Origin of the sequence: Clostridium sp. D43t1_170807_H7 (genome assembly GCF_015555905.1) — a bacterium.
Classification (GTDB): Bacteria; Bacillota; Clostridia; order Clostridiales; family Clostridiaceae; genus Clostridium.
Genome location: NZ_JADNLK010000011.1, coordinates 1 through 23,675, shown reverse-complemented (window position 1 = coordinate 23,675; position 23,675 = coordinate 1). Strand labels below are relative to the sequence as shown.

Annotated in this window: 24 protein-coding genes, 3 tRNA genes and 2 rRNA genes; 3 read left to right on the top strand and 26 right to left on the bottom strand. The window is 28.5% G+C overall.

The genetic code is table 11. The features are described from left to right. Positions 1 to 139: 139 nt before the first annotated feature. The 9 genes from I2E98_RS08600 to I2E98_RS08560 form a co-directional block, all read right to left on the bottom strand. Positions 140 to 215 (bottom strand) — tRNA-Thr (locus I2E98_RS08600). Between the two features lie 78 nt (positions 216 to 293). After that, positions 294 to 941, bottom strand: a complete 648-nt coding sequence (gene sigH, locus I2E98_RS08595; protein WP_195468532.1) for an RNA polymerase sporulation sigma factor SigH — start codon at positions 939 to 941, stop codon at positions 294 to 296. 34 nt (positions 942 to 975) lie between these two features. After that, complete coding sequence (locus I2E98_RS08590; RefSeq protein ID WP_195468531.1) at positions 976 to 1,485, bottom strand: NYN domain-containing protein; 510 nt, start codon at positions 1,483 to 1,485, stop codon at positions 976 to 978. Positions 1,486 to 1,508: 23 nt separating this feature from the next. Continuing rightward, positions 1,509 to 2,402 (bottom strand): 23S rRNA (guanosine(2251)-2'-O)-methyltransferase RlmB, encoded by an 894-nt coding sequence (rlmB, locus tag I2E98_RS08585; RefSeq protein ID WP_195468530.1) that lies wholly within the window; start codon positions 2,400 to 2,402, stop codon positions 1,509 to 1,511. A 12-nt stretch (positions 2,403 to 2,414) separates the two neighbouring features. Beyond that, the gene (locus I2E98_RS08580; RefSeq protein ID WP_195468529.1) at positions 2,415 to 2,837 is read right to left on the bottom strand and encodes a ribonuclease III domain-containing protein; all 423 of its coding nucleotides are present in this window, start codon (positions 2,835 to 2,837) and stop codon (positions 2,415 to 2,417) included. A gap of 235 nt (positions 2,838 to 3,072) precedes the next feature. Continuing rightward, positions 3,073 to 4,473: a cysteine--tRNA ligase gene (gene cysS / locus I2E98_RS08575; RefSeq protein WP_195468528.1), complete on the bottom strand. Its 1,401-nt coding sequence runs from the start codon at positions 4,471 to 4,473 to the stop codon at positions 3,073 to 3,075. 33 nt (positions 4,474 to 4,506) lie between these two features. Next, on the bottom strand, positions 4,507 to 6,216 hold the full coding sequence (locus I2E98_RS08570) for a proline--tRNA ligase (protein WP_195468527.1): 1,710 nt from the start codon (positions 6,214 to 6,216) through the stop codon (positions 4,507 to 4,509). A gap of 448 nt (positions 6,217 to 6,664) precedes the next feature. Next, positions 6,665 to 7,339: a 2-C-methyl-D-erythritol 4-phosphate cytidylyltransferase gene (gene ispD / locus I2E98_RS08565; RefSeq protein WP_195468526.1), complete on the bottom strand. Its 675-nt coding sequence runs from the start codon at positions 7,337 to 7,339 to the stop codon at positions 6,665 to 6,667. 12 nt (positions 7,340 to 7,351) lie between these two features. Continuing rightward, positions 7,352 to 8,467: a PIN/TRAM domain-containing protein gene (locus tag I2E98_RS08560; protein WP_195468525.1), complete on the bottom strand. Its 1,116-nt coding sequence runs from the start codon at positions 8,465 to 8,467 to the stop codon at positions 7,352 to 7,354. Between the two features lie 250 nt (positions 8,468 to 8,717). Between I2E98_RS08560 and I2E98_RS08555 the strand changes: the two genes are divergently transcribed. Continuing rightward, complete coding sequence (locus I2E98_RS08555; protein WP_195468524.1) at positions 8,718 to 9,116, top strand: DUF1573 domain-containing protein; 399 nt, start codon at positions 8,718 to 8,720, stop codon at positions 9,114 to 9,116. A gap of 68 nt (positions 9,117 to 9,184) precedes the next feature. Here the strand turns inward: I2E98_RS08555 and disA are convergent, their stop codons facing one another. After that, a complete protein-coding gene (disA, locus tag I2E98_RS08550; RefSeq protein ID WP_195468523.1) occupies positions 9,185 to 10,249 on the bottom strand; it encodes a DNA integrity scanning diadenylate cyclase DisA in 1,065 nt (354 codons plus the stop codon). A 56-nt stretch (positions 10,250 to 10,305) separates the two neighbouring features. Continuing rightward, positions 10,306 to 11,697, bottom strand: coding sequence for a DNA repair protein RadA (gene radA, locus I2E98_RS08545; RefSeq protein WP_195468522.1), 1,392 nt, complete (start codon positions 11,695 to 11,697; stop codon positions 10,306 to 10,308). A 322-nt stretch (positions 11,698 to 12,019) separates the two neighbouring features. Here radA and I2E98_RS08540 point away from each other — a divergent pair, with 322 nt between their 5' ends. Next, positions 12,020 to 12,181: a hypothetical protein gene (locus I2E98_RS08540; protein ID WP_195468521.1), complete on the top strand. Its 162-nt coding sequence runs from the start codon at positions 12,020 to 12,022 to the stop codon at positions 12,179 to 12,181. A gap of 43 nt (positions 12,182 to 12,224) precedes the next feature. Here I2E98_RS08540 and I2E98_RS08535 read toward each other — a convergent pair whose 3' ends face one another. The 11 genes from I2E98_RS08535 to I2E98_RS08485 form a co-directional block, all read right to left on the bottom strand. Then, positions 12,225 to 13,685 (bottom strand): NADP-dependent glyceraldehyde-3-phosphate dehydrogenase, encoded by a 1,461-nt coding sequence (locus I2E98_RS08535; protein WP_195468520.1) that lies wholly within the window; start codon positions 13,683 to 13,685, stop codon positions 12,225 to 12,227. A 184-nt stretch (positions 13,686 to 13,869) separates the two neighbouring features. Continuing rightward, positions 13,870 to 16,314, bottom strand: coding sequence for an ATP-dependent Clp protease ATP-binding subunit (locus I2E98_RS08530; RefSeq protein ID WP_195468519.1), 2,445 nt, complete (start codon positions 16,312 to 16,314; stop codon positions 13,870 to 13,872). Between the two features lie 115 nt (positions 16,315 to 16,429). After that, positions 16,430 to 16,885: a CtsR family transcriptional regulator gene (locus tag I2E98_RS08525; RefSeq protein WP_195468518.1), complete on the bottom strand. Its 456-nt coding sequence runs from the start codon at positions 16,883 to 16,885 to the stop codon at positions 16,430 to 16,432. A 248-nt stretch (positions 16,886 to 17,133) separates the two neighbouring features. Then, a complete protein-coding gene (locus tag I2E98_RS08520; RefSeq protein WP_195468517.1) occupies positions 17,134 to 17,304 on the bottom strand; it encodes a 4Fe-4S binding protein in 171 nt (56 codons plus the stop codon). 107 nt (positions 17,305 to 17,411) lie between these two features. Further along, positions 17,412 to 17,615, bottom strand: coding sequence for a heavy-metal-associated domain-containing protein (locus I2E98_RS08515; protein WP_195468516.1), 204 nt, complete (start codon positions 17,613 to 17,615; stop codon positions 17,412 to 17,414). Between the two features lie 12 nt (positions 17,616 to 17,627). Next, entirely contained in the window at positions 17,628 to 18,533 is a 906-nt protein-coding gene (locus I2E98_RS08510; RefSeq protein WP_195468515.1) for a stage 0 sporulation family protein, read from the bottom strand. A 2-nt stretch (positions 18,534 to 18,535) separates the two neighbouring features. Continuing rightward, the gene (locus I2E98_RS08505) at positions 18,536 to 19,468 is read right to left on the bottom strand and encodes a DNA polymerase III subunit delta' (RefSeq protein WP_195468514.1); all 933 of its coding nucleotides are present in this window, start codon (positions 19,466 to 19,468) and stop codon (positions 18,536 to 18,538) included. Positions 19,469 to 19,492: 24 nt separating this feature from the next. Then, positions 19,493 to 19,828 carry a cyclic-di-AMP receptor gene (locus I2E98_RS08500; protein ID WP_195468513.1) on the bottom strand — a complete coding sequence of 112 codons (336 nt, stop codon included), beginning with the start codon at positions 19,826 to 19,828 and terminating at the stop codon, positions 19,493 to 19,495. A gap of 504 nt (positions 19,829 to 20,332) precedes the next feature. Further along, positions 20,333 to 20,926, bottom strand: a complete 594-nt coding sequence (locus tag I2E98_RS08495; protein WP_195468512.1) for a guanylate kinase — start codon at positions 20,924 to 20,926, stop codon at positions 20,333 to 20,335. Between the two features lie 97 nt (positions 20,927 to 21,023). Then, positions 21,024 to 21,251: a sigma factor G inhibitor Gin gene (locus I2E98_RS08490; RefSeq protein ID WP_195468511.1), complete on the bottom strand. Its 228-nt coding sequence runs from the start codon at positions 21,249 to 21,251 to the stop codon at positions 21,024 to 21,026. A 172-nt stretch (positions 21,252 to 21,423) separates the two neighbouring features. Continuing rightward, positions 21,424 to 21,903: a hypothetical protein gene (locus I2E98_RS08485; RefSeq protein ID WP_195468510.1), complete on the bottom strand. Its 480-nt coding sequence runs from the start codon at positions 21,901 to 21,903 to the stop codon at positions 21,424 to 21,426. A 231-nt stretch (positions 21,904 to 22,134) separates the two neighbouring features. Between I2E98_RS08485 and I2E98_RS08480 the strand changes: the two genes are divergently transcribed. Then, entirely contained in the window at positions 22,135 to 23,079 is a 945-nt protein-coding gene (locus tag I2E98_RS08480) for a magnesium transporter CorA family protein (protein ID WP_195468509.1), read from the top strand. Between the two features lie 183 nt (positions 23,080 to 23,262). Here the strand turns inward: I2E98_RS08480 and I2E98_RS08475 are convergent. The 4 genes from I2E98_RS08475 to I2E98_RS08460 form a co-directional block, all read right to left on the bottom strand. Beyond that, positions 23,263 to 23,337, bottom strand: a tRNA-Cys gene (locus I2E98_RS08475). 5 nt (positions 23,338 to 23,342) lie between these two features. Beyond that, positions 23,343 to 23,418, bottom strand: a tRNA-Phe gene (locus I2E98_RS08470). A 5-nt stretch (positions 23,419 to 23,423) separates the two neighbouring features. After that, a 5S ribosomal RNA gene (gene rrf / locus I2E98_RS08465) occupies positions 23,424 to 23,540 on the bottom strand. Between the two features lie 61 nt (positions 23,541 to 23,601). After that, positions 23,602 to 23,675, bottom strand: a 23S ribosomal RNA gene (locus tag I2E98_RS08460); the annotation flags it as partial.

Sequence of the window (23,675 nt, the reverse complement as noted above, 5' to 3'; positions counted from 1 at the left end):
TTACCGTGGTCTACGTGACCGATTGTTCCGATATTTACGTGTGGTTTACTTCTTTCGAACTTTTGCTTTGCCATTTTGTAATTCCTCCTTATTTTAAATAAACTTTGCCTAGCGTTTGCATACTAATTTATATTCTTCATGGAGCTCATGATCGGGATTGAACCGACGACCTCCGCCTTACCAAGGCGACGCTCTGCCGACTGAGCTACATGAGCATTAAAGTGACTTACACTTTAATATACCAATTATAAAGTTTACTATCATTTGTTTTTTTTGTCAATATTATTTTACTATTATTGTTTTGTGTCAGAAAGGCACTTTTCAAGCTTTCTTTTAACTCTTTGGAGAGCATTATCTATAGACTTTGCATGTCTATCTAAATCACAAGCAATTTCTTGATATGACTTACCATCCAAATAAGATTGTAATACCTCCATCTCTAAATCTGAAAGAACTCTGGCAATAGCATCTTCTATCTGTGCCTTTTCTTCTTTACCTATAATAAGTGCTTCTGGATCACTAATCTTCATACTAGAAAGTATATCCAAAAGTGTTCTTTCTGAATCATCTTCTGATACTGGTTTATTAAGAGAAATATATGTATTTAAAGGTATATGCTTTTGTCTTGTAGCGGTTTTTATTGCTGTTATTATTTGTCTTGTTATACATAACTCTGCAAATGCCTTAAATGTTGTTGATTTCTCATAATTAAAATCTCTAATGGCTTTATATAGACCTATCATGCCTTCTTGATAAATATCTTCTTTGTCAGCGCCTATTAGAAAATATGATTTAGATTTTGCTTTCACAAAGCCTTCGTATTTAGAAATAACATATTCTTGTGCTCTCACATTTCCATTTTTAGCTTCTATAACTATTTCTTCTTCTAATTTACCCTCAAATTCACTTGCTATTTCCTTTGAATAATCTTTGTTATTCACAAATCCCCCTCCATTTCCTAAAACACCTTGATATTTACCCACGTCTCATGGCCTCTAGTTTTTTTAATACATCGTCATCAATATTATCTTGTACAGTACTTTTTTCTAACTGACTTACTTTGCTACTAGCTTTCTTTATGTCTTCAGATGTATCAAATACCATATTATAAAATTCTATACTTGAAATTCTAGTTGCGCCTCTTTGAAAGATAGTTTGTTGTTCTAGAGAATCTGAAGTAACTACAGAAACTTCAAAACGTCTTCCTATATTATGTATCTCTCTTTCAATATAAGCATCAGCAGTTTCTCCACTTTTAGTAAAAACTACTGTAAGATTCTTGTTGTATTCATATTTATTTTCTAAATTTCCAGCTACTCTATATCCATCAAATACAAGCATAATTTTACATTGATGAATTGCACCATAGTTATGTAAAATATCAATAAGCTTCTGTCTCGAACTATCTAAACTTATTTCTTTTTCTTTCTTTAGAATACTCCAGCTATTTATTACATTATATCCATCTATAAAAATAAATTTCACTTTTAACCTCTGTTAGTATTAAACTATTTAGTTAATCTACCTTTTAATACCTCATACATCATTATACCACCTGCTACTGAAGCATTTAAAGAGTTAATTTTACCTACCATAGGAATTTTAACTAATAAATCACATTTTTTAAGAGTTAAACTTGATATTCCCTTTCCTTCACTTCCTATTATTAAAGCACATGGTCCTGAAAAATCTGTATTATAACTATAATCCTTACCTTCTATATCTGCACCATATATCCAAATTCCTTTTTCCTTTAACATGTCTATAGTAGCATTTATATTTGTAACTTTTGCAATTTTCATGTGTTCTATTGCTCCGGCAGAACATTTATATACTGTAGATGTTACTCCAACATTTCTTCTTTTAGGTATAATAATTCCATGAACTCCACAAAGCTCAGCAGTTCTTATTATAGATCCTAAATTATGAGGATCCTCTATTTCATCTAATATTATTATAAACGGTTTTTCCTCTTTCTTTTCTGCAGCTTCTAATATATCATTTACTTCACAATATTTAAATGGAGTAACTTTAGCTACTATTCCTTGATGGCTTAATCCCTCACACATAGTATCAAGTTTTCTTCTATCAGCTTCCTTAACTACTATTCCTTTATCCTTTGCTAATCCTAATGCAACCTTTATTGAGCCTTCTAAATCACCTTTACTCACATATAAACATTCAATAGTTCTATCGCTTTTTAATGCCTCAATAACAGCATTTCTTCCTAATACTAGGTCTTCTCTTATAGCATCAATATTAGTTTCTTTTGCAGGTGCTAATACCCTTGAATCTCTTTTGAAACCTTGATTTTCATCTTTTTTTCTAAAACCCCTATTACTTCTTTCTTGGAATTTATTAAATTCTCTTTCTTTTCTTCTTGGATTCTCTCTTTTTGTCATGAATATTCTCCTTTACTTTTGTTGTAAATCAATTGATAATGCAGTATTAAATATGAATTCTAATCTTTCAGTATCACCAATCAAATATAGATATCCAACTAGAGCCTCAAACCCCGTTGCCATTCTATAATCTCTTACATCTGCATTTTTAGGCACAGTTGCCGATTTAGCATTTCTTCCTCTTTTAAATATATAACTTTCATTTTCAGTTAATTTATCTTCAATTTCATGCATTATAATAGATTGGCTTTTAGCTTTTACGTATCCTATAGCCTTAACATGCATTTTATGTGCACTTAATTCAAGATTATTTGATAATATAGAATTTCTTATAAAAAGTTCATAGACTCCATCACCTACTAATGCTAATTGTAATGGATTTAAAAGTCTTGCCTCTTTCTCCGTAAATTCTTTTGTTCTTAAATCTTTCAACATATATTATCTCCTTAATATTTATGAGCCATAAAAAGTATCTTCATTAATATAATAGCCTCAAGTCGGATATTATATTTAAATTAACCTATATTAAATTAATGACAAGTCTATATTAGCAAATAGTAAGTTTAGATAAATAAAGTCAGCATAGCTGACTTTATTTATTATCTTAAAACTCTCAGTAAATTTCTTTAAAATTTAATTTCCATTTGCAACCTATAACTTGTCACATATATTAATCAACTTTTTTCCATCTAACCCCTTGTGGAGTGTCTAAAAGCTCTATACCTCTAGCCTTTAGTTCATCTCTTATCTTATCAGCTAAAGCAAAGTTTCTATCTTTTCTTGCTTGTTGTCTTTCAGCTATTAAAGCTTCAACCTCAGCTTCTAAATCTGCCTTAGTTGTTTTTTGTAAAATACCCAAAGGTAAACCTAATTCTCTTATTAACTCTAAAGCCTTTTCACATAATTCTTTAGATGAGTTAATTCCTATATTGCTATTAATATCTCTTATCAAATCAAATAGAACTGAAATAGCATCTGCAGTATTAAAATCATCATCCATTTTTTCAATATATCTTTGTCTATACGTATCTAATGATTCTAGATATTTAATTTCTTCATCAGTCATTTCTTCATTCTTAACTTCTGATATTAAATTTTCTAAATTACCTATAGCATTATATAATCTTTCAACAGATGCCTTAGCTGATTCTAATAACTCATTACTAAAGTTTAACTGAATTCTATAATGTCCTGATAACATTAAAAATCTTATTACATCTGCATCATATTCTTTTAATGCATCTCTTGCCGTTAAGAAGTTATTTAAAGACTTAGACATCTTTTGATTATTAACATTTAAAAATGCTGCATGCATCCAATAGTTTGCAAATTTCTTTCCTGTTAAAGCTTCACTTTGGGCAATTTCATTTTCATGGTGAGGGAATGCTAAATCCATACCTCCAGCATGTATATCTATTGTATCTCCAAGTAACTTCTTAGCCATGCATGAACATTCAATATGCCATCCTGGTCTTCCTAATCCCCATGGGCATTCCCACGCAGGTTCACCTGGTTTTTGTGCCTTCCAAATAGCAAAATCCATTGGATCTTCTTTTCTCTCATCAACATTTATTCTAGCTCCGGCTTGTAAATCATCTAGATTTTGCCCAATAAGTTGACCATATCCTTCAAACTTTTTAGTTCTAAAATAAACATCTCCATTTACTTCATATGCATATCCTTTTTCTATTAATCCAGAAACAAAGTCAATTATTTCACTAATATATTCTGTAGCTCTTGGATTAGTTGTTGCTCTTTTAATATTAAGGCCATCAGCATCCTTGTAATATTCACAAATATACTTATCACCAATTTCTTTTACTGTTGTATTTTCTTCATTAGCTTTGTTTATCATCTTATCATCTATATCAGTAAAATTTTGAACAAAGTTAACTTCATAACCTCTATATTCCATATATCTTCTTATAGTATCAAAAACGATAAATGTTCTACCATTCCCTATATGAAAATAGTTATAAACTGTTGGTCCACAAACATACATGCTAACTTTCCCTGGCTTTAGTGGAACAAATTCTTCTTTTTTTCTAGTTAAAGAATTATATATTTTCATTTAACAATCCCTCCTTTTTATATTTTTTAAACTTTATAATCTTATATTATTCTTTTCAAATTGAGATTTTACAATAGAAATAACATCATCAATTTTTATTACTTCCATTTCACCATCTCTTAATTTAAATTCAACTTCACCTTCAGTTATCTTTTTACCTACAGTAACTCTCATTGGAATTCCAATTAGTTCTGAATCTTTAAATTTAACTCCTGGTCTTTCATTTCTATCATCTAATATAGCATCTACACCAACTTTTCTTAATTCTTCATATAATTTGTTAGCTATTTCCATTTGAGCTTCATCTTTAATATTTACTGGAATAACTGAAACATGATATGGTGCTACTGAAAGTGGCCATATTATACCATTCTCATCATGGTGTTGTTCAATTATAGATGCCATTGTTCTTGTAACACCTATTCCATAACATCCCATTACAAATGGTGTATTTTTTCCGTTTTCATCTATAAATGTAGCATTCATAGCTTCTGAATATTTAGTTCCTAATTTAAATATATGACCAACTTCAGTTCCTCTTGCTATAGTAACTTCAGCTCCACATTCAGGACATTTTTCTCCACTTTCTATATTTCTGAAATCTCCTACAGTACCTTCAAAATCTCTACCATAGTTAACATTCTTTAAGTGATATCCAGTTTCATTAGCTCCAAGAATCATATTGTACATATACTTAACTTCTTCATCAACTAATAATAAATCTACTTTTAATCCTACTGGCCCACCAAATCCAACTTCACATCCAGTTGCATTTTTATACTCTTCATGAGAAGCCATAGCTATGTCACCTGAAGCATTTGCTGCATTAGCAACTTTTACTTCATTAACTTCTCTATCTCCTCTAACAACTACACCAACTATTTTTCCATCTATATTGAACATTAAAAGTTTAACTGTTTTCTTTGGAGATACACTCAAGAATTCTGAAACTTCATCTATTCCTCTGCTATCTGGAGTAGCCACTTTTTCCATTTCTAATAACTCTTCTACTTCTGCTTTTTCTGGTGTTGCTTCTGCTTTTTCTATATTTGCAGCATAATCACATGCTGAACAGAATACTACGTCATCTTCACCAACTTCTGATTTAACCATAAATTCAGCTGAATTTGATCCACCAATTGCACCTGAATCAGCAGCAACACATTTAGCATCTATTCCACATCTGTTGAATATTTTTACATATGCATCATGCATCTTATCATATGATAAATCTAATCCAGCTTGATCCTTATCAAAACTATAAGCATCCTTCATTATAAATTCTCTTGATCTCATAATTCCGAATCTTGGTCTTCTTTCATCTCTATATTTAGTTTGAATTTGATAAAGATTTACTGGTAATTGCTTATATGATTTTATTTCATTTCTAGCTATATCAGTAAATACTTCTTCATGTGTTGGTCCAAGACAAAAATCTCTATTGTTTCTATCCTTTAATCTGAACATTTCATCTCCATAAACGTCCCATCTACCTGATTCTTGCCATAATTCAGCTGGTAATACAGCTGAAGCTAAAAATTCTTGTGCACCTGCTGCATTCATTTCTTCTCTTACTATTTCTTCAATATTCTTTAATACCTTAAGACCTATAGGCATATAGTTATAAATACCTGCAGCCATTTTTCTAATCATACCTGCTCTAAGCATAAGCTTATGACTATCTATTTCTGCTTCTGCTGGTACTTCTCTTAATGTAGATACTAACATATTTGACATTTTCATAATTTATTCCTCCAAACTCTTTATTAAAGTTTATAATTTCATATTTATTAACGGTTATACCCTTAGATAGTTAAAAGCTATTCTAATATCACCTTATAGAGTTTTATAAATTTTTATTTATAAAATCTTCTTAAACTAGCTTTATTCATCAATTTATAACTTTTTACTATAAACTAAAAAAAGTTCCCCCTAATATAGAATTAGGGCGAACTTATATCCGCGGTACCACCTAAATTTGTGCTTTAATAATGATAACGGTATTAAACCGATAGTTTTTACCTACAACTCGAAAGCTGGTTCAAAATCTATTGAAAATCTTACAGCCAATGGATTTTCTCTCTGAAATGGCGATTTCTACTATTCTTCGTCACTGCTTTAAGTAATATATTTTTTTGATTAATTAATTATATAATCTTCAAAAAACTATGTCAATATAATGGAATTGAAATTAAATAAGCTTTTCCCCTAAAATTAAATCTTCTGGTGTTGTAACCTTAATATTCGTATATTCTCCATCATAAAGATATACCTTATTACCATACTTTTCAGCTACCATAGTATCATCAGTAACTACTAATTTATCTATTTGCACTTTTTTATGGCATTCTAAAATCTCACTAAACTTAAAAACCTGAGGTGTTTGAATTGATACTAGAGTTTCTCTATTTGGGGTATTAATCGAAAAATTATTTTCATCTTTTATCTTTATAGTATCTTTCGGCATTACACCCGGTGCGCATGCGCCATAAATAGCTGCGTATTTTATTCCCTCATCTATTATTCTATCTGAAATAAATGGTCTTGCTCCATCATGAATTAGTACTATATCAGTTTCACTATTTTCTAAACTTTTAAGCCCATTATATACTGAATCCTGTCTTTCAGCACCACCAACAACAATTTTATCAACCTTAAGATCATATTTTTTTAAAATATTTTCTTTAAAATATTCTATTTCTTCTTGTGATAAAACAACTATTATATTATCTATTTTTTTATTATCATTAAATTTCTTAATTGTATAATAAATAATAGGTTTTCCCTTTATTTCAATAAACTGCTTACTTATAGAGGAATTCATTCGTTTTCCTTTTCCTCCAGCTAAAATAATAGCACTTATCATTAAATTTCTCCTTTAATTTTCCTTTGGTTTTGCAAATATCATTCTTCCAGCAGAAGTTTGCAGAACAGATGTAACTATTACAAAGATTTCTTCTCCAATAAACTTTCTTCCACCTTCAACTACAATCATAGTTCCATCATCTAGATATCCAATTCCTTGAGCTGATTCTTTACCATCTTTTATAACTACAATCTTCATTTCTTCTCCTGGGAGAACTACTGGTTTTATTGCATTAGCTAAATCATTTATATTTAAAACAGGTACACCTTGAAATTCTGCAACTTTATTCAAGTTAAAGTCATTAGTTATAACCTTTCCACCTAATTTTTGAGCTAATTTTAATAATTTACTATCAACTTCAGCAATTTCTTTAAAGTCACCTTCCCAAATTTCAGTCTCAATCTCTAATTCTTTTTGAATTTTATTTAGTATATCTAATCCTCTTCTTCCTCTATTTCTTTTTAATGAATCTGAAGAATCTGATATATGACGAAGTTCATCTAAAACAAAACTTGGTATAACTAAGGTACCTTCTATAAATCCTGTTTTACATAAATCAAAAATTCTACCATCGATTATAGCTGATGTATCTAATACCTTTGCACTACTCTTCGCAATACTCTTACTTTTCTTTTCCTTATCTTTTTCTCTTAAATTATTCTTTTTAAAAATAGATAAAGTTGAAGAAATATCATCCTTCTTTTTTATAAATATTTCTGCTCCAATTATTGCCGCTATTAATTCTAGTAACACAAATATTATAGGCCCTATAGCAGGATGTATCCCTGAAAATATTCCTGAAAAAGGTGCGCCTATAAATGCTGCAATAATTAATCCTATTAAGGTTCCCAAACTCCCAAAAATTAATTCTTGAGCACTTAATCTTTGAATGCTTTTTTCCATTTTATCTATGATCTTTGATATCCATTTATATAATCCTGGTGAAATAAGATAAAAAATAATTCCAAATAATAACATACAAAAAATATAAAATATAGTTGTTGCTATTACACCTTTAATAATATTAATTTTAAATCCTCTACTAATAGTTAATATTCCTTCACAAACAATATATCCAATAACTAATCCCAAAAGAGTAAAAATTATCTTTAGAGATTTTTTAAACATAAACTCACCTCCTATTTAAAAGCTATACAGAATAGTTATAAATAACCATTTTTATTATACCATAATATTACTATTACTATTACAAGTATTTAAATTTTAAAAATAAAATTTAACATTAATACCCCCTATCAAAATATTTATAGGTTGTTTATTATAATATTAAACAATGCAACCAGGGGTTGTATTGACAAAATTGTCTGAAAATACTTATAATTTATATAAGGATTATATTTCTAAGGAGTTGAGGCAAATGAAAGACATTATATTTGATAGCTTTCAAAATGATGTTAGTGAATCTCTATTAAGACACAAAAGTATTCTAGATATTCTAACCAAGTATACTGAATCTAGTTCTAGAGTTAACAGAGCAGTAGCCAAAGCTGTTACAAACTGTGGTTGCATTGAGATAAATGCAAAAAAGCAATGTCTGCCAAATGAAGACAACTCATTGGAAGATTTATCTGAGTGTTTAAAAACTCATATGGATGGTTGCTTATGTGAAAACTGCCGTGAAGTTATAGAAAGAGAGATTGGTAATAACTTATTTTATCTTACTTCTCTTTGTAATATTCTTGATATAAATCTTTACGATGTTCTATTAAAAGAAAGCGATAAAATTACTACCCTAGGTAAATTTACCTTTAGATAAATATATAAGCAGGTTTACACCTGCTTATATATTTTTGCCAATATTCTTATTAATATTCCAAAAATTTATTAAATTTCTTTCTTTAAATGAATTTGCTCTTTTATTCTCTTTAATCCACTTCTTATAGCTGTAGCTCTTGCTTCACCTATACCTTCAACTTGATCCAGCTCTTCTTTGCTTGCAGCAATTACATATTTCAATTTATCAAAATGCTTTATTAAATTTTCAATTACGTTAGTTGGAATTCTTGGAATTTTAAACAATATTCTATATCCCTTTGGCGAAATTAACATATCTACTAACGATACACCACCAAAGCCAAGTACTTTCGCAATAATTTCCAAGTCTACTAACTCTTCTGAATTTAACTTTTGAATATCTTTATATATACTATTGTGATCTGTATTTTCTCCACAATAATCTCTAATTAAAAGGATTCCATCTCTCTCTATATATCTTATTAATTCATTAAGTTGCATAGAAATAAGTCTACCTTCATTACCTAATTCTAAAATGTACCTTTTTATTTCTTCAACTATCCTCATCACCATTTCAGTTCTTTGAATTGCAGTTACTACATCAAAAACAGTTGTTAAATCTTGAAACTCTAAAATATTCAAATTATTTATAACTCTTTCTAGAACATTAACGTATTTCTCCAAAGTTTGAACAGCTTGGTTGGCTTTTGCTAATATTACACTAGTATCTTGTAATACATATTTTATATCACCTTTATATATTGTAATAATATTTCTTCTTTGAGATATAGCAACAACTATAGTATCCGTTTGCTTTGCTATTCTTTGTGCAGTTCTGTGTCTTGTTCCCGTTTCATAGGTTGTTATAGATGGATCAGGTAATAATTGTGCATTAGCACAAACTATCTTTCTTAAATCCTGACTTAATACTATAGCTCCGTCCATTTTAGCTAACTCATAAATATATGCTGGAGTGTACTCTGAATTTATATTGAAGCCACCATCTACTATATTCATTACATCTTCAGAATCCCCTAAAACTATTAATCCACCAGTTTTAGCTCTTAAAATATTTTCTAGTCCTTCCCTTAAATTTGTTCCAGGACTAACTATTTTTAATATATTTTTTATTTCGTTATCATCCTTAATTCTCATGCTAATCACCTAATCTGTTATTTTCACATACTTTCTATAATAATTATATTTTACACTTATTTATATACATCTGCTATAACATCATTTAGAGTTTTCATTGACATTATTTTTATATTAGGTATTTTTACTTCTTTATTAAAAGAATCCTTAGCCACATATACCTTTTTAAATCCCATTCTTGCTAACTCTTTAACTCTTATTTCTATAGATGGAACCTTCTTTAGTTCTCCTGTTAAACCAACATCTGCTATAAACGCAACATTTGCCTCTATTCCCCTTTGTTTTACAGATGAGACTATACTCATAATTACAGCCAAATTAATACCTTGTTCTTTTATTCGCATTCCACCTGTAGTCTTTATAATAACATTTTTATCATAAAGATTGATTCCACCTCTTTGCTCTAAAATTGATATTAAAGTATTTAATTTATCTTTTCCCAATGTTTCACCTATTCTAGTGGGATACGGAGTAAATGTTTTCGAAACTAAACTCTCTACTTCTGTAATTATAGGTCTAGATCCTTCCTTTATAACCGTTAATGTACTTCCTGATACTATTTCGCCTTCTTCTCTTTTAGTCATAAAAAATTCTGATGGGTTATCAATAGACAGCATTCCTTTTTCAGACATTTGAAAAAATCCAGTCTCACCTGTACTTCCAAATCTGTTTTTAGAACTAACTAATCCTCTTAATTCTTCATCAGTATCACACTCTATAATTAATACAGTATCAACTAAATGCTCTAATGCTCTAAGACCAGCTAATTCATCAGCTTTAGTCATCTGACCAACTATAATTACTGCTCTTTGCCTCTTATCATCCTTTGCAATTCTTAACAGCTCATTAGCACACTCCATTGTTTGCGTAGGAGATCCAGCTCTTGCTGGTAATGAATTCTCCATAGTAAAAGTCTGTATACTATCTATTATCAATAAATCTGGGTCTATCTCATTAACAGCGTCTACAACATTATCCATACTGGTTTCTTGAACAACCCAAATATTATCGTTAATTTTATCTAAAATTCTATCCGCTCTATTTTTAATTTGACTATCACTTTCTTCTCCAGATGCATAAATAACTTTATGCCCACCCCTAGCAATATTATCTGCAACTTGCAATAGTAAGGTTGATTTTCCTGCCCCTGGTCTTGCTGTTATTATAGTAATGGAATCCTTAACAATCCCGCCTCCCATTACTCTATCAAATTCACTTATTCCAGTTACAATTCTATCACTTTTACTTGAAGTAACTTCAGATAATTTTTTAATTGGTTTTTTAGATAATTGTCTTACCTTTATTGCTTCTTTTGTAGCCTTATTCTGTTGAACAACTTGCTCCTCAGTAAAAGTATTCCAGTTGCTACAATCTGGACATTTTCCCATCCATTTTGGTGATTCATATCCACACTCTTGACATATAAATACTGATTTTATCTTCGCCATACTCTTCACCACTCTATCTATTTTTATATATTAAACTCCAATTTACTCTATATAATATAACATACTTAAAATATAAAAAATATAAAAAATATAAAAATAAACCATAAGATTATTAAGTAAGTCTTATGGCTTATTTTTATACTTTTTTCTATAGTTAATATACTGGTATTAGACTATTTTTATGTATCATATTATCACTCCCAACATCATTATATGATATATATATAGTTGTCTATACCATTTTCAAAGTTTTTATAAAAAATATGCATATTTATTTATTATTTGGAAATGCTATCTATATAAATTACAAGGAGATGGTATTTTGATAGATAAATCTTATTTATATAATGTTCCTTCTAAAAATATTCTTAATGACTATACACCTAAAAATTTATCTAATGACTCTCTAGATAATTATCCTGTTGATTCTATAGACAATATGGTTATAAACTCTAATTTGAATGATGAAAATTCTATAAAATAATACTATATTATATAATGAATTTAAAAAAGTAAGGTAAAGTACCTTACTTTTTTAAATTCATTACAATTCCCTTTCTTCTTGTCATGGATTCAATTGAATACTTTATTCCTTGTACCCCTATTCCAGATGATTTAACACCTAAAAAAGGAAAATGATCTGGCCCTCTTTCAGTCTTATTATTTATTTGAACTGCTCCAACTTCTAATTTATCTGCTACATAAAAAGCATCATCTAAATTATTAGTAAATACAGATGATTGTAATCCATATTGAGATTCATTAGCTATTCTTATTGCTTCATCCTTATCTTTTACCCTTATTATTGGTAATACTGGACCAAATGGTTCTTCCCATGCTAGCCTCATATCTGTTGTAACATAGTCAAACAAAGTTGGATATATAATATTTTTTTCTCGTTTAGCACCTAATATTAAATGTGCTCCTTTATCTCTAGCATCCTCTATAAGTTCCCATACAAAATCAGCAGCCTTTTCATCTATAAGAGGAACTATTGTAACATTTTCTTCCTCAGGATTCCCAACCTTTAAATTTTCTACTAATGCTTTTATTTTTTCCACTAATTTATCAGCTATATTTTCTTCTACTAATACTCTCTTTACTGCTGTACATCTTTGACCTGAATAAGAATATGCACCATCTACTATATCTCGTGCAGCTAGTTCTAAATCTGCGTCCTCTAATACTATTGCAGCATCTTTTCCTCCTAGTTCCATCAATAGTGGGACCATATTAGTTATCTTAGATATTCTCATACCAACTTCACTACTTCCAGTAAAGTTTATAAAATCTATAGAAGGATGAGTCACTATATAATCACCTATTTCACTTCCCCTTCCAGTAACAGTATTTAACACTCCATCAGGTATTCCAGCCTCTTGAAATATTTTAGCTAGATATAAACCACATAAACTTCCTTTAGTTGCTGGCTTTAAGACTACAGTATTTCCAGCTACTAATGCTGGCGCAATTTTAGATACTGATAAATTTATAGGATAATTAAACGGTGATATTGCTAAAACGACTCCCATTGGCTCTCTTATAACAATAGATAATTTTTTTTTATTAAAACCAGGGAAACTATCACTTTGTATGCTTTCTCCATAAATACTTTTTGATATATCTGCAGTAAATCTAATAAAATCAGCTGTTCTATTTATTTCTGATTCTGCACTTTTTCTATCCTTCGCAACTTCACGTATTAAAATATCACTTAAGTCCACTATACGTTCTTGCAATATATCTGCAGCTCTATATAATATTTTTGCCCTTTCATTAATAGGAGTTTCTCTCCATTTATCCTTTGCATTAACTGCAACTTTTATAACTTCATCAACTTCTTCTTTTGTCATTGCAGGTACTCGTCCTACTATCTCTTCATTACTTGGAGATTTAATTTCAATAAATTTTTCACTTTTACTATTACACCATTGTCCATTAATAAGATTGCGAAATTTTCTTTCTTCTCCTACTAAATTACTAAACATAATTTCACCTCAGCTTACAAATACTTTTATTTATTTTTCCCTTATGAATATATATTTATTAAGACCATTTTTATCTTTAAAAAAATAGAAATGGATTGTTAATTATTTAAGGCTGCACACTTACCTCTTCAATTTAACAATCCATTTCATTATTAATTATATAAAATACTAATTGATATATTTATTAACTTCTATCTGTGTGAAAAATCAATCCTTCCTCTTTACATTCAACCTTTAACTTATCTCCCATCTTAATTTCACCTTTTAATAGTTCATCACTTAATTTATCTACTATTTCTCTATTTATTATTCCTCTTAATGGTCTAGCTCCAAATTCTAAATTTTTATTTTTAGTAACAAGGAATTTATTTAAATCTTCATCATAAATTAAATCAATATTTTTTTCTTTTAACCTATTAATAGTATCCTTAAGCATTATATTTACTATTTCTAGTGTATCCTCTTCCTTAAGTTGATTAAATACTATAGTATCATCTACCCTATTTAAGAATTCAGGTTTAAATGCTGTTTTTAACTCTTCTAATACTATATCTTTAATTTTTTCATATTCTGCAAATGTTGAATTTGCTGCAGTATCAAACCCAACTCTTCTTTGACTCTTTATTTTTTGAGCTCCTACGTTAGATGTCATAATAACTATTGTATTTTTAAAATCTATAGTTTTTCCTTTTCCATCTGTTAATCTTCCATCCTCCATTATTTGAAGCAAAATATTAAATACATCTGGATGTGCTTTTTCAATTTCATCTAATAACACTACTGAATAAGGTTTTCTTCTAACAGCCTCTGATAATTGCCCACCCTCTTCATATCCTACATATCCAGGAGGAGCTCCTATCAATCTTGATACAGAATGCTTTTCCATATATTCAGACATATCAATTCTAATCAAATTACTTACCTTTCCAAACATAACCTCTGCTAGAACATTACAAAGCTCTGTTTTTCCAACGCCAGTAGGCCCACAGAAAATAAATGTTCCTATTGGTCTATTAGGATTTTTCAACCCAACTCTAGCCCTTTTTACAGCTCTAGTTAGTGCCTTTATAGCTTCCTCTTGCCCAACAACTCTTTTTCTTAATGTATCTTCTAAATGTAAAAGCTTATCTGATTCTTTTTCTGTTAATTTCTCTACTGGAACTTTAGTCCAAATAGCTACTACCTTTGCAATATCATCTTCATCAACTATTTGGACTTCTGTACAACTATGAGTTCTCCATTCATTTTTAATTTTTTCAAATTCTTCTTTTAATTGTTTTTCTTTATCTCTTAAACTTGCAGCCTTTTCAAAATCTTGATTTCTTATAGAGTCTTCTTTTTCACTAATGACTTTTTCTATATCTAATTCTCTTTGCTTAATTTCCGGTGGAAGAGTTAACCTTGAAATTCTAACCTTGGCAGCTGCTTCATCTATTAAGTCAATTGCCTTATCTGGCATATATCTATCATTTATATATCTATCTGCTAAATCAACTGCCATATATAAAGCTGAATCTGTAATTTTAACTTTATGATGAGATTCATATTTGTCTCTTAATCCAAATAAAATATTTAGAGTTTCATCCTTAGTTGGTGGTTCTACATTAACAGTTTGGAATCTTCTCTCTAAAGCAGCATCCTTCTCTATATGCTTTCTATATTCATCAATTGTTGTGGCACCTATACATTTTATTTCTCCTCTAGCTAATGCTGGCTTTAGTATATTAGAAGCATCAATAGCTCCTTCTGCCCCTCCAGCACCAACTATGGTATGAATTTCATCTATAAAAATTATTATATCCTCTTCATTTTTTAATTCATTCATTACTTTTTTTAAACGTTCTTCAAACTCACCTCTATATTTAGCTCCAGCAATCATTGATGTAATATCTAATATCAAAAGTCTTTTATCTCTTAGGCTCTCTGGTGCATCTCCTGATACTATTTTTTGAGCTAATCCTTCTATTATAGCAGTCTTACCAACACCTGGTTCACCTATTAAGCAAGGGTTATTTTTTATTCTCCTACAAAGAATCTCTAATACTCTTTGAGTTTCTTCATCTCTTCCTATAACCGGATCTAATTTTCCTTCTCTTGCACTTTGCGTTAAATCTCTACTATATTGATCTAATACTGGTGTTTTATTTTGCTTTTTCTCTTTTTGTATAGATTTTTTATTCTCTCTAAGCTCATTTCCAGATATATATTTATCTAACTCCTGCTTAACTGCTGCTAAATCAATTTTGCCACTTGTTAAAATAGTATAAGCAACTCCTTCTCCTTCATTTACAAGGGCCATTAATATATGTTCTGGATTTATAAAACTATGCCCATACTTTCTTGCTATATCTAAACTATCATCGAATAATCTCTTAGCTCTTGGAGTTAATAACATTTCTCCATTAGAAACTTCATCATCTCCGAATCCTAAATAATCTTCAGTCATCTTTCTTACCTTCTCGATAGTAATTCCTTTACCAGCTAAAAGTTGACCTGCATACCCATTTTCTTTTAATATTCCTAACAAAACATGTTCAGTACCAATATACCCATGTTTAAAATTTTGAGACTCTTGTTGTGCTTCCACTAAAACAACTTGTGCTCTTTCTGTAAACCTCCCAAAAATCATAGTGCCACCTCCAAATATAATTTAATATAGATTGCTATACAAATTATTACTATATTCTATAAATATGACCCAACCCTTTTTACCATAATTATTTTTCTTATATCTATTATAATTATTATGATAAAATAACCATTATAATACCCTTAAGTATTTCTGATCTCAGCTTATTTCTATCTTCAGCAACTCCTAATGTTCTATCATTTATAGACATCTTAATAATTTCAAGTTCTCTCTTAGTTATTAATTTTGTATCATATAAATGTTCTATTAATAATACCGCTGCATTATAAGTTAAACTATTTCCAATTGCTTTATTTATTGCATCTAATTGTTTTTCCTTACTATTATATTCTACTCTTCTGATTATTATATATCCTCCACCACCTCTTCTACTTTCAATTAAATATCCCTTTTCAGTAGTAAACCTAGTTGTTAAAACATAATTAATTTGAGATGGTGCACAATTAAACTTATCCGCTAACTCATTCCTTTGAATAATTACCTCCTTATTTTTTTCATCTTCTATCATGTCATTAATAAATTGAGCTATTACATCTGAAATTCTTGCCACAATTTCACCTTCCTAAACGTACTTTGACCTTATTTGACTTTAATTATATATAATTTTTTTTTTGATGTCTATGTTAATAATTCTTTTATTTTTAGGTAAATATACTAATGTATGTTAGACTAATAATAATTGCTATTACTACCTCCTATTGTCTCCGAATTTATTTTTCTTAAACCTTGTGCAATTATTACAAGTTAAATATTTTTACAAAAAAAAGAGCCGTCAAAATTGACGACTCTAAAATTTTATTAAGCTTCAGCTGGAGCTCCTACTGGACAAACATTTGCACAGTTCCCACAATCGATACAAGTATCTGCATCAATAACGAATTGAGTATCCCCTTGGCTTATAGCATTAACTGGACATTCTGCTGCGCAAGCACCACAGTTAACACATGAATCATTAATTGAATATGCCATTAAAAACACCTCCCCCATATTTAATTAATACCACTATTATTTTATCATACAAGTTTTTCTTTTTAAAGGGAAAGTTAATACGTTATTTCTCCATAAATTCTTTTAAGCTAAATTACCATATATCCTGTATTCTCAATAGAAGTTATTATTTCGTCTATAGACACACTTAAACTATCATATACTATACTAACTTCTTTTTTATTTAAATTAATTTCACACGCAAGAATACCTTCATAATTACTAACCACATTTCTAATATTAATAATATCATCATGTGTAGTTAAATTATAAATTCTAACTAGTGATTTCATTAATTTTCCTCCTTAGTTCCCCTTTATAAGATCTTTAATTAGCTTTCTATCCTCTTCTGACTCTATCTCTAATTTTATATCATCATCATCTATAGAATCCTCATAATGTCCTTTTATAAGTTCAACATTTTCTATTTTGAACTCTTTTAGAATTTCTTCCTCGCCTTTTCTAAGCTTAACTTTAACACTTTCTTTAACTGTATTATTTGAGAATACTTCTCCAGTTCCTTCACTAGTCTTAACAATTGAACCTACTTTAGGCATTCTCTTTCTAATATCCTCATAAGTACTTTGCTCATAATTTAAACAGCACATAAGTCTTCCACAAATACCTGAAATCTTTGTTGGATTAAGAGATAAGTTTTGTTCTTTTGCCATCTTTATAGAAACAGAAGCAAAATCACCCAAAAATGTTGAACAACACATTGGTCTTCCACATGGTCCAAGACCTCCAAGCATTTTAGCCTCATCCCTTACACCAATTTGTCTTAGCTCAATACGTGTTTTAAATATTGTAGCTAAATCCTTAACTAATTCTCTAAAATCAACTCTTCCATCAGCAGTAAAATAGAATATTACTTTATTATTATCAAATGTATATTCTACATCTATAAGTTTCATAGTTAACTCATGTTCCTGAATTTTCTTTAAACAAATATCAAATGCATCTTTTTCTTTATCCTTATTCTTAAAATGCTTATTAATATCCTCTTCTGTAGCTATTCTTAAAACACTTTTTAATGGTGCAACTATATCCTTTTCGCTTATCTCCTTTATTCCAATTACACATTCTCCAAATTCGATACCTCTTGCAGTTTCAACTACTACATAAGTATCTTTTTGTATATTCATATCTGCTGGATCAAAATAATATATTTTCCCAGCCTTTTTAAATCTAACCCCGACTACTTTTATCATTATTAACCCTCCATAAAGCCCATTAACATTACACGTAATGTCATTGCCCAGCTAACATTACTCTTAATGTTTTTCCTTGCTTCTTCTATCGTCATTATCATATTATTCAGCTTTCTAAATGACATTTCTTTAGTAAGCTCATTTATATCATCAAATTTATCTCCATTTATGATAAATTCCTTATTTTCAACTTCCTTATGTATTAATATATCCCTTATAAATCCACCTAAAATATTTAATACTTCTTCCTTATTATCCTTTAATCCACTTAACTTTTCTTCATGTTGTAATATAATTTCAACATTATTTTTATTTAAGTCTTTTATTAAATCTATTATTTTACTTCTAAGTTCTTTTAAAGTATCATCATTAAAATATCTATCTATTCGTCCTGGAATTCCTTCACTAAATGCAATAGCAGATTTTATTTCATTTTCATTATAATTAAACTCTTTAATTCTTATGTATTCATATAATTCTTCCTTAGTTAAAGGAGTCAGTTTATAAATTTCACATCTAGATTTTATAGTGTCTAAAATTAATTCTAAACTTTCACATAATATTATTATGTGAACTCCTACTGGTGGTTCTTCTATAGTTTTTAAAAGTGCATTTTGAGCCTGAGTAGTTAATTTATTTCCTTCATGTATTATAATTACCTTTTTATCTCCCTCAAAAGGTTTTTTAGATACTTCTTCAATTATATTTCTTACATCATCTACTCCAAAAGAAGCTTTATTACTTCTATAATTTATAATATCAACATACTCTCTATCAAGCTCACCATTTAATATTAATTTAGCTAATATATTTGCCAATTTGCTTTTTCCTATACCATCTTCTCCTGCTATGAGGTGAGCATGAGAAAGAGTATTATTCATACATCTATTTCTAAAGTTATTAATTAAAGTCTCATATCCTATAAATTTTCTCATACAATCACCTCCTTATTAACTTATTTATACTTTATAAAACTGATCAACATCTAAAACAAATACTGTAGCTCCACCAACCTCAACTTCAATTGGATAAGGCATATACATTCCTGAACCACTTCCAATAGTGCTTGGATTAGGTGCTGACACCATCTCTTTTCTTCTCTTGCATACATCTTCAATTACCTTAACAACATCTTTAACGACTTCCTTTTCAACTCCTATCATTAAAGTTGTATTACCTGATTTTAAAAATCCCCCAGTTGTAGCTAACTTAGTTACTCTAAAATTATTATCGGTAAGCTCCTCAATTAAATCTATAGCATCATCGTCTTGAACTATAGCCAATACCAACTTCATACCACATACCTCCACTAATAAATTAATAATTTATTCTATTATATTTTATCATAAATACATAATAATTTACTAAATTTTCTCTTTAAATAATTTATTATATAAAAATTTATCGTTATATTCTACTATTCTTTCTAATAATTTTTTCTATTTAAGATTACCTTATTATTACTTTACAAAAATGAAACTTTATTTATAAATATAATTTAATAATTATTTATTTTTCACTATTTATATAAATAATATACAAAAACCCATATATCTATTTCTATCTAACCTTTCTTAAAAACTAATTCTCTTTTTTAACTAAAAAGTTGTTTAAAATTAATATTATTTTTTCCTATTAAATAACTTAATTTCAAACAACTCTTATTCAATATTATATATTTTTTATACTATTAAATCTCATCATTTATATCTTATATAGATATTAAATTATCGTTTTTACAATATTTTATAATCTTCTAATTATATTTCTCTGTAACATATAATGAATTATTATAAGATTTAATTAATCATTAATTCTAACATATCTTTTTTTATAGTATTTATACACTCTGATAAATTATCATTTACATAAGATTTCTTGATGTTATATGCTTTTAATTTTTCATCACTAAAATCTTGACTATCAGCTAAAAATCTTCTACATAACTCATTGTAATTAGGATATTTCTCTGCTCTTTCTCTCTTTAAAGCTCTTTCTAATCTAACCCCATCATCCAATTCGATATAAAATGGAATTACATTTTCTTCACCAAAATATAATGCAATATCTTTATAAGCCTCTAATGTAACTATTAATAGATAATTATTTTCTTCTATATCAACTTGTTTATCATCTATAGTGCAATAATACCATACACCATGAACAGTATTATAATTTCTTTCTTCTATCACTTTTCCTTCTTTTCTATACTTTTCTAAAGTTATCTCATCAATAAAGTAATATTCTCGTCCATTACATTCATTACTTCTTATAGGTCTTGTAGTATATGATACAATTGCTTTTAGTTCTAACCCTTTATCTTTCATTAATTCTTTAAATATAGTATCTTTTCCAGAATTACTCTTTCCCATTAAGCAAAATATTTTGCCCATGTTTTCATCCTCCTTAATAGTTAGAATTGTTTTTTTCTTAAATTATACCATATGACTATAGCTTTAAGTTACTCTTTCACTTTCTTAACTAGATTTATTATTCTAAATCTTTTAAATTTAAGACCTTTGATGCTATAGCTTTTTTTACTTTATCTTTTATACTCTCGTATTCCTTGCTATTAACATCTATAATATTCATTTTTTGTACACATTCTTCACAAATAAAACTGTTCATTATTTCAATTCCACTATTTTTACTTTCTTTCTCACATATTATGCAATACTTTTTAGGTTCTCTCCATATATCTTTGTTATTTATATTCATAATAATCTCCTCCCTTTATTAATTAATTCTGTCCTATTATTTACACTCTATACTTGTCTAATTATATTTTTCTCTAATTTTTTAATTCTACTAATATTAATATATTATATTTTCTAATTACTAAAACAAAAAGTGAGATAGTGTATTGCTATCTCACTTTTTCTTATTTATTTTATATTGAATGCTTTATACGAGCCACTAAAGCGTCACTAGGCTCAAAAATAAATTTATATATCTTTCCTTGCTTTCTATATATACATAAAAACTTTTTATTTTTATCAAATTTTCTAATATAGTGTCTACTACACTTACATTTACTATATTCTTTAGGAACATTAGATTTTTCTCCAATGTAAATTATATCTTTTATCTTTAAACTTTCAACATTCTCTTCTACTTTGCTATTTATTTTATTTATTATAAGCTTGTCCGATATAACGCAATACTTATACGCCATCTTACACTTTTTAGTTTCTTTAATAAGCACTATTAGTGTTAATACTACTAAAATAACTTCTAGTCCCATTTCTTCAGTAATATTTTTTCCAAAGGTCATTTTAGAAAATTGATGTATGTATAATGCTACAGTAATTGTTAATAAGGATATAATTATTGCAACAGTTTTCTTACCTCTTTTAATCTCCTTATGCATCATTAAGAACTCCTCTAAATAATCTATATTATTTCATATAACAATATTTTGATTATACTAACTTTCTAAAGCTAATTACAAACCTTGAATTTTGTATTATTAGTTTATCTTGTCCATTATTTAATAAATATATTGAAATATCTTTATAACTCTAACTATTAAGCATTAATATTAGCTTATTGTGATATAATCTTTATATATAATTGATTTATTAATAGCGAGGTAATATTTATGATTCAAATATACAAAAGTATAAGTGAAACAAATTCATCATTAAAAGTATTAGACAGTATCGAAAATGGCTGTTGGATAAATATAGTTGCTCCTTCCGAAGAAGAATTAATTCTAATTTCAAAAAAAACTGGAGTTCCTTTAACTTTTTTAAGAGCCCCTTTAGATGATGAAGAAACTTCGAGAATTGATTTTGAAGATGGCTTTACATTAGTAGTAGTAGATATACCTTTTACGGAAATGGAGGATAATTCATTGACTTATGATACATATCCTTTGGCAATTATCCATTCTGACAAGGAAATAATAACCATATGTCTAAAAAATAGTAGAATATTAACAGATTTTATTAATGGTAGGGTAAAATCATTTTTTTCCTTTAAAAAATCTAGATTTATTCTTCAAATATTAAATAGAATATCTACATATTATTTAATTTATCTTAGACAAATTGATAAAAAAAGTGTAATGATTGAAAAAAGACTTCATAAATCTATGAAAAATAGAGAACTTATACAACTACATTCATTAGAAAAATCTCTTGTTTATTTCTCTACATCTCTTAAAGCAAATGAAGTAACTCTTGAAAAGATGTTAAAACTAGAAATTATGCAAAAATATGAGGATGATCAAGATGTTTTAGAAGATGTAATAATAGAAAATAAACAGGCTATAGAAATGACAGATATTTATAGCAACATTTTATCTAGTACTATGGATTTCTTTGCTTCTGTAATATCTAATAATCTTAATATTGTAATGAAGGTATTAGCATCTGTTACTATATTAATGGCTATACCAACTATTATAGGTGGTATATTCGGTATGAATGTTACATTACCATTGCAAGATAATCCTAATGGATTTGAAATTATTATGTTCCTTACAATACTTTTAACTGGAGTCACTGCTTTCATCTTATATAAAAAAGATATGTTTAGTTAATATAAATTTTAATATTTATAAAAATTTAAAATATCCACATGCAGATTTAATTTTGCTGTGGATATTTTGTTTTTATTTGTGGATATCTTTTTAAAATTGTATATAAATTAAATTTTATTATCAAATGTTCATCAAAAAATTTACAAAATAAAAAAACCTACAAGTAATCTTGTAGGTTTTTTTTGGAGGCGCCACCCAGATTTGAACTGGGGAATAAAGGTTTTGCAGACCTCTGCCTTACCACTTGGCTATGGCGCCATACCTGGTGGCTCGACCAGGAATCGAACCAGGGACACGAGGATTTTCAGTCCTCTGCTCTACCGACTGAGCTATCGAGCCACATTACCTAGCAATGTTCTACTCTCCCACACAGTCCCCCGTGCAGTACCATCGACGCTGTAGAGCTTAACTTTCCTGTTCGGAATGGGAAGGAGTGTTTCCTCTACGCCATCATCACTAGATATACTATTTATTTTTCAAAGAATTTATTCTCTGAAAATTGCATATGAATTATTTTTATTATTGGTCAAGCCCTCGACCTATTAGTATCAGTCAGCTAAATATGTTACCACACTTACACCTCTGACCTATCAACC